This window comes from Methylocystis suflitae (assembly GCF_024448135.1).
In the GTDB taxonomy this organism is placed as follows: domain Bacteria; phylum Pseudomonadota; class Alphaproteobacteria; order Rhizobiales; family Beijerinckiaceae; genus Methylocystis; species Methylocystis suflitae.
Window position 1 is genome coordinate 1 of record NZ_JAMRYX010000167.1, and the last position, 10,366, is coordinate 10,366.

General features: G+C 63.9%; 12 protein-coding genes and 1 pseudogene. 5 read left to right on the top strand and 8 right to left on the bottom strand.

Features of this window, described 5'->3' with window-relative positions:
• Positions 1–94, top strand: a pseudogene (locus NEI07_RS12510) (formaldehyde-activating enzyme); the annotation flags it as partial.
• Positions 95–355: 261 nt separating this feature from the next.
• On the top strand, positions 356–925 hold the full coding sequence (gene fae / locus NEI07_RS12515) for a formaldehyde-activating enzyme (protein ID WP_014890840.1): 570 nt from the start codon (positions 356–358) through the stop codon (positions 923–925).
• Positions 926–954: 29 nt separating this feature from the next.
• Here the strand turns inward: fae and NEI07_RS12520 are convergent, their stop codons facing one another.
• Positions 955–1,662 carry a HisA/HisF-related TIM barrel protein gene (locus NEI07_RS12520; protein WP_256034956.1) on the bottom strand — a complete coding sequence of 236 codons (708 nt, stop codon included), beginning with the start codon at positions 1,660–1,662 and terminating at the stop codon, positions 955–957.
• A 45-nt stretch (positions 1,663–1,707) separates the two neighbouring features.
• On the opposite strand from NEI07_RS12520, the gene NEI07_RS12525 reads away from it, so the two are divergent.
• Positions 1,708–2,328, top strand: coding sequence for a hypothetical protein (locus NEI07_RS12525; protein WP_256034957.1), 621 nt, complete (start codon positions 1,708–1,710; stop codon positions 2,326–2,328).
• A gap of 99 nt (positions 2,329–2,427) precedes the next feature.
• Here NEI07_RS12525 and NEI07_RS12530 read toward each other — a convergent pair whose 3' ends face one another.
• The 4 genes from NEI07_RS12530 to xoxF5 all read right to left on the bottom strand — a co-directional run bounded on the left by NEI07_RS12530 (position 2,428) and on the right by xoxF5 (position 6,336).
• Positions 2,428–2,994: a PQQ-dependent catabolism-associated CXXCW motif protein gene (locus NEI07_RS12530; protein WP_256034958.1), complete on the bottom strand. Its 567-nt coding sequence runs from the start codon at positions 2,992–2,994 to the stop codon at positions 2,428–2,430.
• Positions 2,991–3,893: a substrate-binding domain-containing protein gene (locus NEI07_RS12535; RefSeq protein WP_256034959.1), complete on the bottom strand. Its 903-nt coding sequence runs from the start codon at positions 3,891–3,893 to the stop codon at positions 2,991–2,993. Before NEI07_RS12535 ends, NEI07_RS12530 begins: the two co-directional genes overlap by 4 nt.
• 18 nt (positions 3,894–3,911) lie before the next feature.
• Positions 3,912–4,379 carry a c-type cytochrome, methanol metabolism-related gene (locus tag NEI07_RS12540; RefSeq protein ID WP_305123724.1) on the bottom strand — a complete coding sequence of 156 codons (468 nt, stop codon included), beginning with the start codon at positions 4,377–4,379 and terminating at the stop codon, positions 3,912–3,914.
• 148 nt (positions 4,380–4,527) lie between these two features.
• Entirely contained in the window at positions 4,528–6,336 is a 1,809-nt protein-coding gene (xoxF5, locus tag NEI07_RS12545; RefSeq protein WP_256034961.1) for a lanthanide-dependent methanol dehydrogenase XoxF5, read from the bottom strand.
• A 291-nt stretch (positions 6,337–6,627) separates the two neighbouring features.
• On the opposite strand from xoxF5, the gene NEI07_RS12550 reads away from it, so the two are divergent.
• On the top strand, positions 6,628–7,551 hold the full coding sequence (locus tag NEI07_RS12550) for a quinoprotein relay system zinc metallohydrolase 2 (protein WP_256034962.1): 924 nt from the start codon (positions 6,628–6,630) through the stop codon (positions 7,549–7,551).
• Between the two features lie 172 nt (positions 7,552–7,723).
• Positions 7,724–8,509: a quinoprotein dehydrogenase-associated SoxYZ-like carrier gene (locus NEI07_RS12555; RefSeq protein WP_256034963.1), complete on the top strand. Its 786-nt coding sequence runs from the start codon at positions 7,724–7,726 to the stop codon at positions 8,507–8,509.
• Between the two features lie 7 nt (positions 8,510–8,516).
• Here the strand turns inward: NEI07_RS12555 and sorB are convergent, their stop codons facing one another.
• The 3 genes from sorB to NEI07_RS12570 are packed head-to-tail and all read right to left on the bottom strand — an operon-like array spanning position 8,517 to position 10,240.
• The gene (sorB, locus tag NEI07_RS12560) at positions 8,517–8,828 is read right to left on the bottom strand and encodes a SorB family sulfite dehydrogenase c-type cytochrome subunit (protein ID WP_256034965.1); all 312 of its coding nucleotides are present in this window, start codon (positions 8,826–8,828) and stop codon (positions 8,517–8,519) included.
• Between the two features lie 6 nt (positions 8,829–8,834).
• Positions 8,835–10,052 (bottom strand): SorA family sulfite dehydrogenase catalytic subunit, encoded by a 1,218-nt coding sequence (gene sorA, locus NEI07_RS12565; protein ID WP_256034966.1) that lies wholly within the window; start codon positions 10,050–10,052, stop codon positions 8,835–8,837.
• A gap of 50 nt (positions 10,053–10,102) precedes the next feature.
• Complete coding sequence (locus tag NEI07_RS12570) at positions 10,103–10,240, bottom strand: hypothetical protein (protein ID WP_256034967.1); 138 nt, start codon at positions 10,238–10,240, stop codon at positions 10,103–10,105.
• Positions 10,241–10,366 lie beyond the last annotated feature (126 nt).

Here is a 10,366-nt window from a genome sequence, read left to right on the forward strand (position 1 = left end):
GGAAGCAATCGCCCGCGCCGTCAAGGGCGAGCCGAAGGCTTCGGAAGTCGTCGCCAAGCGCAACGAAGCCAAGCACCCCTTCGCGCCGAACTGAGCCGCGTAGGAATATGCGCAGCGGGGAGCCGAACGCTCCCCGCCGCCGCGCTCGCAGCCGACCGACGCCGCCGCTCAGCGGCCAAGCATCGACGCTGCAAGCCGATGACGCCGGCAGAGTTCTAAAGTCTGGCGCGCGGGGGCGGCCGCCAGCAGAAATTTCGTCTTCCCCGAGGGAGGGCGCAACTAGCAATAGGGGCATTCCGCGCGCGCAAAACCAGAGACGCCGCAGGGACGCGAACGCACCGGAAGGGATGGGATCATGGCTTCGTTCTTTGAGAAAATACTGGGCGCGCTCTTTCCGAAGCCGTCGTCTGGCTTCACGTCGAGCAGCGCCAAGACCAGCGTCGGCGAATCGCTCGTCGGCGATGGCAATGAGGTCGCGCATATCGACCTGATCATGGGTCCGCGCGGCTCCGCCGCCGAGAAGGCCTTCGCCAACGGCCTCGTCAACAACAAGGACGGCTTTACGACGCTTCTCGCCGTCATCGCGCCAAACCTGTTGGTGAAGCCCTATACGATGATGTTCAACAAGGTGACCATCAAGAACGCCAAGCAGGCCGTTCAGATGTTCGGCCCGGCGCAATATGGCGTCGCCAAGGCGGTCGCCGACAGCGTCGCCGAGGGCGTCATCCCGATGAGCCAGGCGGACGACCTCTTCATCTGCGTCGGCGTGTTCATCCACTGGGAAGCCAACGACGATCAGAAGATTCAGGACTTCAATTACTCTGCGACGAAGGAAGCCATCGCCCGCGCGATGAAAGGCGATCCGAGCGCGCGCAGCGTGTTGTCGGCCCGCGTCACCGCGAAACATCCTTTCGCCGCCAACTGAGTTTTGGCGGTTCGCTTTTCAAGGGAGCCTCAGGGCTCCCTTTTTTTGTGCGCCGATGTGAAGCGATCGAGGTCGGCGCGAATCAGAGCGCCATCGTGCAACGCCGTCGCGACCAGCGCGCCTGCGGCGCCGATTGCCTCAAGCCGTTCAAGATCGTCCGCGTCGCGAACGCCGCCAGCCGCAAAGACCCGCCGATCGCCCGCACGCGCAACGATCTGCGAGACGCGCGCGAAGTCGGGACCCGCGCTGACGCCGACGCGCGTGAGCGTCATGACGATGACCTGGCTCGGCCACAGCTTGGGACATTCGTCCAGCGCATCGGGACCCAAAAAAACCTCGTCGCGAAAATCGAGCGAGAGAACGACATTAGGATCATGCGTCGCGGCATGCAGGGATTCGCTGTCACGTAAGGATTCGCTGCCGATCACGCAATCGACGTGCGCCGCGCCGCGCCAGTCCCAGGACGCGGGGCCGGCGTCGACCATAAAGCGAAGCGATGGAAACCGCTCGGTCAGAGCGCCAATCTCGCGTAGATTGTCGCCGCTGCCCTGAATTGCGTCGAGATCGGCGATATAGATTTTCTCGAATGGATGAAGCGCCAAAAAGCCCGCAACGACATTGGCCGGCGCGCTTGTTTCGGCAAGTGGCGACACGATCGGGCTGTAGCTGTCGCGGTCGCCGGCGCGGGCGCGCATGACCGCGCCGTTGCGAATATCAATGACGGGGATGATCTGCATGGGGCATTATAGCGCGTCGCGATCCTGCGACGTCCGGCGAACCTCATGACGCATCGCAGCCTGCTTCTCACTCTTTTTTTGCTCGTCTTCGCCGACGCTGCGACGGCGCAGGGGCCGCCCCAGCAAAGCCAGCCGGATTGGCCGTGCCGACAGGTGCGCGTGCCCGAGCTCGCAGTCGGTGGCGTCTGGGCCGGCCCGCCGCTCGACGACGCGGTGAAACATTGGCGCGACGATGCAACAATCGCCGATCTGGTCACGCGCCTCGCGCAGCGACGCACGCCGATGGATGACGCTGAGCGGCTGGTTGCGCAATTCGCCAAATCGGCGGGCGATAGGCGCAAGGAGCGGCTGACGACGCTGTTCGCCGGCGTCTATGAGCGCATGAATGACGAGCGGCGCGACCTGGTCAACGGCCTCGACCGTTTTGGCCGGCGCCTGAAAGCCATGGCGGAGATGGCGCGCAAGGAGACGCAGACGCTGCGGGAACTGCAGGATCAAAAGCCGCCGGACCCCGAAGCGATCAAAAAGGCGAGCGAAGCCGTGCAGTGGCGCCTGCGGCTCTTCGAGGAGCAGCGGCGCATGGTCGGCTATGTGTGCGAGAGCCCGGCGCTGATCGAGCAGCGTTTCGGCGCGCTCGCGCGCGCGATCCAGCAGGCGATGGAGTGAGCGGCGCCTGTCATTGCGATGAGCGTAGCGACAAAGCAATCAAGTCTGGATCGCCTCGTTTCGCTCGCGCTTGACGGGAATGTGCGCGCGCCGCGACGTCTATTCGCGCGGCTCGGGCTGGCGCTCCTCGAGCGGATGACCGGCCTGCTCCCAGGCGTCGGCGCCGGGCGGATACCACAGCACATGCGTATAGCCGAGGGTGAGCGCGCGCTTCGCGGCGTTCCAGGACGCCCAGCAATTGGTGCGGCAATAGAAGACGAGCGGCTTCGATTTGTCGCCGCCGCTCGCGCGCGCCACGCCCTGCTCGAAATAGCGCGCCATCGGTTCGGAGAGTTCGCCAAAGCCGGTGTCGGGAAGCCAGACGCTGCCGGGAATGTCGAAGCGCTTCGGATCCCGCCACACCGCATTCTTCGGCAGGCCTTCCGGCTTGGGCGGCCGCGAAAGCGCGTCGATGAAAACCGCCTTCTTGCCGCTCCACAGTTCAAACGCCTGCGGCGTGTCGAGCACGGTCGCGCCCTTCAGCGTCGCGGGCGTCGGCGCATGATAATTGTCCATGCGATAGAATTCCGGCTCCGGCGGCGCTTGGGCAAACGCCGGCGAAGCGCAAAGCGCAAGCACTGCACAGATTGCGACAAGTCCGAGAACAGGAGGCTTGATCAAATTCATCGTGGAGCAGCGATCTGATGTCCCGACTCATCGAGCAGCGGGACGCCGTAGTCGCGAAGAATGCGCTCCAGCTCGGGCCTGTTCTGGGCGATCAGCGTATTGAGTTCGCGCTTCCAGTTCTGATCGGAATGGCGGACCCCGAAGCCGATGCGGAAGGCCATGCGGGCGCCGGGCGTCTCCGGCAGCGGCGTCACATTCAGCTTCACGCTCGAATGTTTGGCGTAGTAGCCGGCGATCGGCCCCCACAGCAGCGCGACGTCGATGTCTCCCTTTTCGAGATCATGCACCATCGCCGCGCCGGAAGATTCGACGCGCGTGTCGACCATCAGCGCATAGGGCTTCACTGAGGCCATCAGACCATTCATCGCCAGCACATTGCCGGGCGGCGTGTTGGCGACAAGGCCGATGCGATGCGGCTTTTCCTTCAGACCTGGGTCGTCGAGCGTCTTTAGGCCGTCAAGCTCCGAGCCCGCGCGGGTCACGATGGCGTAGGTCGTCCGGTAATAAGGATTGGTGGGCTGGACGAGGTCATTGCCCTGCGGCATGCCGAGGATGACGTCGCAAAGATGCGCGTTGAGCGTGTTGCGCACAAAGCCCGTGGCGCCCGGATAATAGGTATAGGCGAGATCCTTGCCGAGCTTCTTGGCGAGGAATTCGGCGATTCGATTCTCGAAGCCTTCGCCCTTGTCGTTCGAAAAGGGCAGATTGTTTGTATCGGCGCACACGCGCAGCGTCTTGGGATCGACGAGCTCGATCGAACCCTGATTGTCGTCGGCCTTGGAGCCCGAGTCCGGCCCCATATGCTGCGCCGGGGCGGGGGCCGCCACAAAGAGGATTGCGGCGGCCCAGCCCGTCGATAGCAGCGCGGATAAGCCGCGCCGATGAGTGAAGCGGATCATGCGATCGAAATGACGCTCTTATTTCTGGCTCATGCACTCGGTCTCGGCCTTGGCGAAGGCTTCCGGGCGATCTTCCTTCTTTCCCGGACGGCCGGGCTCGATGGCGCCGGTCGAGAGCGCGCGCAGATAGACATAGAGATCGTCGATGTAGCAGGAGGCGTTCTTGTTGTCGGCGAAGGCCGGCATAACGCTGTTGCCGTTCTGGCGGCCGCCGATGACGATGCCGGCGAACTCCGCGTAGTTGAAGCGCTTCACCGAATCCTTGAGCGCCGGCGCATAGGTCGAACCGCCGCCGTTGGGGCCGTGGCAGACGTGGCATTCCGCATGATAGCGGCGATAGCCGGAGAAGGTGTACCAGTCCACCTTGCCGTCAGGGCCGACGTTATAGGTGGGGTCGCCTTTGGCGTCGAAATATTTGCCGTCGGTCGATTTGACGGCCTTGGGGTCTCCCGGCGCCTCGGCCATGGCGGAGCTTCCCACGCACATGATGACGCCCAGAGCTAGCGCTCCGGCCAGCGACGATCTCATTACCTCTCTCCTTGGTCTCTTCTCTTCCCACACAGTGTAAACGCCGACGCTCGGCGGCACCTTGACGGTGCGCCGAGCGCCGGCTTCTAATTGCTTCGCGTCTCGCTTAGTTCGGCAGAGCGAAGACAGTCAGCACGCCGCCGAGAGCCGTATAGTTAGCCAGCGACGCATAGTTGCCCACGGCGCCGAGTCCCTCGTTGCTCTTCGAGAGGCCGGCCGCCAGACCGATGCCGGCCCAGCCGCCAACGCCCGAGAGCACCGCGACATACTGCTTGCCGCCGGACTCATAGGTGGTGACGTTGCCGATGATGCCCGACGGAGTCTTGTACTTATAGAGCTCCTTGCCGGTCTTCGTGTCGACGGCCTTCAGATAGCCCTCGAGCGTGCCGTAGAAGGTGACGCCGCCGTCCGTCGACGTCGCGCCGCCCCAGACCGAGAACTGCTCCTTATTGGACCAGACGATCTTGCCGACCTTGGCGTCCCAGGCGATGAAGTTGCCAGTGTGGGTCTCGCCCTTGTCCTTGCCCGCCGGGAACATTTCCAGCGTCGCGCCGACGTAGGGCTGGCCCGCCGTATAGCTCACGCGGAACGGCTCGTAGTCCATGCAGACGTGGTTGGTCGGAACCAGGAACAGCCCCGTCGTCGCGTCATAGCTCGCCGGCTGCTGGTCCTTGGAGCCAAGCGCCGCCGGGCAGACATATTGCGTGTTGACGTCTTCGCCGTTCTGCTCCGTCGAATATTTCGCCACGCCGAGCGGACGGCCATAGGTCTTGGAGCTCTTGTCCATATCGACCTTGCTCGCCCAGTTCACCGCCGGATCAAATTTCTCGGCGACAAGCAGCTCGCCGGTGGCGCGGTCAAGCGTATAGGCGAAGCCGTTGCGGTCGAAGTGGACGAGAGTCTTGCGCTTCTGGCCGCCCATGTCCTGGTCGGCGAGAATCATCTCGTTGATGCCGTCATAGTCCCACTCGTCGTGGGGCGTCATCTGGTAAACCCACTTCGCCTTGCCGGTGTCGAGGTCGCGCGCCCAGATCGTCATCGACCAGCGATTGTCGCCCGGACGCTGCTTGGGGTTCCAGGTCGAGGGATTGCCCGAGCCGTAGTAGACGAGATTCAGGTCCGGATCATAGCTGTACCAGCCCCAGGTGGTGCCGCCGCCGATCTTCCACTGATCGCCTTCCCAGGTCGTGATGCCCGAGTCCTTCTCGACCGGCTTGCCGAGATGGGTGGTCTTGCCCGGCTCGATAAGCGTATCGGCGTCGGGGCCCATCGAATAGCCGCGCCACACCTGCTGGCCAGTCTTCACGTCATAGGCCGTGATGTGGCCGCGCACGCCGAATTCGCCGCCGGCGATGCCCACGAACACCTTGTCCTTGAAGACATGCGGGGCCGCGGTCGAGGTCTGGCCCTTGGAAGGATCGCCGTTCTTGACCGACCAAAGGAGTTTGCCGGTCTTGGCGTCGAGCGCGACGAGCGTGGTGTCGGCCTGCGCCAGGAAAATCTTGCCGTCGCCATAGGCGAGGCCGCGGTTCACCGTGTCGCAGCACATCACCGGCACGACTGACGGATCTTGCTTGGGCTCATACTTCCAGAGGATCTTGTGGTCCGGGTCCTTCAGGTCGAGCGCATAAACATTGTTGGGGAACGGCGTATGCAGATACATGACGTCGCCGATGACGAGCGGCGCGCCTTCATGGCCGCGCAGAACGCCGGTGGAGAACTGCCACGCCGGCGCGAGCTTGCCGACGTTCTCGGTCGTGATCTGCTTAAGAGCGGAATGGCGCAAATTGGCGTAATCGCCCGTCGGCATCACCCACTGCTTGGGATCCTTCTGCAGGGTCTGCAAATCGTCAGCCTTCGCCGCGCCGGCGAGCGCGAGTACGGCCACCGAAGTCGACAACAACAGTTTATGCATGAGCTTTTCCTCCTGACGACGCCCGGGGCGCATTTTTATGCGCCGCCGCCGACGTCGTGCCTCCTAGGCGCCTCGACATTGGGAAGGCGATTTCCGTTTATGTCTCATGCCGGCGGGACAAAACGTCCGCCAGCGGCGAGAAGCTCCCGGTTCCCGTCCGGGAGACATCTTTTAACTCGGAAACGGCGGGATAATATGTCGCTAGCGCTTGAATCGCAATCGCAAAAAACAAAGGCGCGGCCGTGCGATGCAGCGCATCGGCTAGCCCGTAAAACAGCCAAGGCGAACAACATGTTGCGTCGCATGCTGGCGCTCGTCGCGGCGCTCGCGCCGCTTGTCGCCGGCTATCCCGCCAGCGCCTTTTCCTTAAGCGAAATCGCCCCCGGCGTTTACGCGCATCAGGGCGAAACTTCCCTCATGACCCGGGAAAATGCGGGCGACATCGCCAATCTCGGCGCCATCGTCGGGGACGAAGCGGTCGCGGTGATCGATACGGGCGGCAGCCTGATCGAAGGCCGCGCCTTCCTCGCGGCGCTGCGCGAAAAGACCCAAAAGCCCATTCGCTACGTCATCAACACCCACGCGCATCCAGACCACACATTCGGCAACGGCGCCTTCCTCGAGACCGGCGCGACCTTCGTCGGGCACAAAAATCTGCCGCGCGCACTCGCGGCGCGCGGGCCGCATTATCTTTCGGCGTTCCGCGCGCAGATGGGCGACGCCCTCGACGGCGTCACCATCGTAGCGCCGACACTGACCGTCGACCAAATAATGACGCTCGATCTCGGCCATCGCGAGATCGTCCTGCAGGCGTGGCGCACGGCGCACAGCGAATGCGACCTCACCATCCTCGATCCGAAAAGCGTCGTGCTGTTTTCCGGCGATCTGCTCTTTTTGCAGCATGTGCCGGTCGTCGACGGCAGCCTGCTCGGCTTTCTCGACGTGGCCGACAGGCTCGCGGCGATCAAGGCGACGCAGGTCGTCGCCGGGCACGGCCCCCTCCCCGCGCCCTGGCCCAAGGCGCTCGAGGACCAGCGCGCTTACCTGATGCGCCTCACCGCCGATCTTCGCGCCGCGATCAAGAAGGGCGAGGGAGTCGGCACGGCCGCCAAGACCGCTGGCGCCGAAGAGCGGGAGAAATGGAAGCTTTTCGAGGACTACAACGCCCGCAACGCAACGGCCGGATTTGCGGAGTTGGAGTGGGAGGGGCCGTGAGGATGACTTTGTCACGTGACGGCGAGCGGGGTTCGCGCTTATTCTTGCCAGTAGATCAGCGCTCTTGCCGTCAGTGCGAGCAGCGCCGCGACGAAGCAATCCAGAGCCGGGGCGCCTTTCAATGGATCGCTTCGCTACGCTCGCAATGATGAAGTTGTCAGGAGGATGCCGGATGAACAAAGCAGCTCTTTCCGCCGCCGGCGCCCTCTTCGCTCTCGTTTCGACCGCGGCCCTCGCCCAGTCGACGCCCGATCCCTGGCCCGAACTCGCCGTCGATATTTTCCACAGTCGCCCGATCGCGACGGCTGACGGCGTCATCGCACTCGACGCGCCGGCGCGGGCGGAGGACGCGGCGATCGTGCCGATGACCATGCGCTTCGCCGACCCGGCGCAAATCAAACTCGCGACGCTGGTCATCGACCAGAACCCGATGCCGATGGCCGCGGCCTTCACGCTCGGCGACAAGTCCGGCGTCGGCTTCATCGAAACCCGCGTGCGGGTCAATTCCTATTCCAACGTCCATGCGGTGGCCGAGACAAGCGACGGCAAACTGCGCGCGGACGCGAAATTCGTCAAAGCCTCGGGCGGCTGTTCGGCGCCCGCCGTCAAGGATCAGGACGAGGCGGTCGCCAATCTCGGCAAGATGAAATATCGCGAGTTCAAGAGCGCCGATCCGGCGAGGCGCGAAGCGCAGATCATGATCCGCCACCCGAATAGTTCGGGCATGCAAATGGACCCGGTCTCGCGCGCCTATCTGCCGGCGCATTTCATCGACGCTGTCGAAGTCTTTCAGGGCGACACGCCGATCTTCAAGATGGAAGGCGGCATCTCGCTCTCGGAAGACCCGACCTTCCGCTTCACCTATGCGCCGAATGGCGCGAAGACGATTCGCGTCGAAGCCCATGACAACAAGGGCGGCGTCTACAAGGGCGAATGGCCGATCGGCGAAGCGTCCTGAGCCGCGCTCAATAGGTCGCGGCGAGATAATCGACGATCGCGGCGGCGTCGGGTTCGTCGATCTGCGCATGGTAGGACGTGATCATCTTCTTGACGACGCCCTCCCAGAACGCCCGGCCCATCTTCGGCGGCTGGCGCTCGATATAGTCGACGGAGTGGCAGGCGGCGCAATTGTTCTGCGCGGTTTCCTGGCCCGGTCCGGCGCGCAGCGTCGCCGTTTCTTCCGGCAGCGAATAGGTCCGTGTCTCGGCGGCGCCAAGCGCCGGCGCGAGAGACGCCGCCGTCGCCATCAGGATGAGCGTTTTGCGAAAGCGCGGCATGTTTCGTTACACCGCCTCTATCCGAACCGTCTCCACCACATTCCGCATATAGCCGGCGTGGTTCCATAAGGGCGCCAAGGGCTGCGACTGGCCGACGCGATTGACGGCGCGGGATTTCAAATGATGCACGCCGGGCCGCAGGGACAGTTCGGTCCGCCATTCGCGGAAGGAATACCGTCCGAGATCCTGGCCAAGCCGAGCCGCGGCCCAGCTCGCGCCGTTATCGGCTGAGATCAGCACCGCTTCGACGCCATGGCCGCCATCGAAGGCGATGCCCCTGACCTCGAAGGCGACATGGGCCGCGACTTTCGCGTCTTCGGCCGGCCGCGTCATGAAACTGCGGACATTGAGCCGCTTGATCGGCCGCGTCGCCCCCTTCGGCGCGCCGGGCGTGACGCAGACGCAGTCATTATCGGGGATGCGATAGGCGCTCGACATCCAGAAGCCGCTAAAATCGCTGTCGAGCACCTCGATGTCGTTGAGGTGCTTCACCCAATAGGTCCCGTAGCAGCCGGGAACCACCAGCCGCAGTGGGAAGCCGTTGAGCCATGGCAGGTCTTCGCCATTCATGGCGTAAGCGAGCATCACTTCGCCGTCGCCGGCGTGGCCGAGGTCGAGCGCCTTCATGAAATCCGGCGTCTCCGGCGCCACTGGAGAGTCGAGCCCGTTGAAGGCGACGGACCGAGCACCCGGCTTGGGTCCGGCTTTATCGAGCAGCGTCTTGAGCGCGACCCCGCGCCAGCGAGCATTGCCCATCGCGCCATGGCCAAATTGTCCGCCGCCGACGCGTGGCTCGACGAAGCCGCGGCTGTTGCCGGAACATTGGTTCACGGCGACAATCTCGATCGGCTCGAAGTCGCGCTTGAGCGCTTCGAGCGAGAGCGACAGCGGCGTCTCGACATGGCCCCGCACCTCGAGGCGAAAGGCTTCCGGATCAATGCCGAGCGGCACGCCGGCGAGGTGATAGCGCACGAAAAATGCGTCGTTCGGCGTCAACACGCCTTCGTCGAAAACGGCGAAAGGCGTTTCGAGCTGAGGCGGCCTGACGGTCTGCTCTATGAGCGCGCGTTTCCCCGGGTAGCGCACGAGGGGCCGCTCGCCATTAGCGAATCCCAGTCGAGCGCTTTCCGCCGAGAACGCGCGCCGTCCATCTAGCGAGGACAGAGCTGCGAGGCCAAGGCTCGCGCCTTGCAGAAATGATCGCCTGCTCGTGGCTCGGGGCATCGTTCACGCCGCTCGCGCTGTCGCTCTGCAGCGACTGCGCGGCTAGACCGTCACGAACCCCAGATCGTCAGCGCCGCGCATAGCGCGAACGGCAGCGTCGCAAGCGCGAGAACGCCTGTAACGCACAGAAACCGCTCCGTTTCGCTCGCCCCACTCGGAGCCTTGTCCTGCCAGTTGATGAACGCCATCTCGACCCCCTTACAATTCCACGCGGGCGCCCTGCCGTTTGGCCTCAGCAAAAGAGGCGCCCGCATAGCAACGCGCGAGGCGGCGAATCGTTGCAATTTCGTTAAAAAAGCTGAACCGCCGGCTGT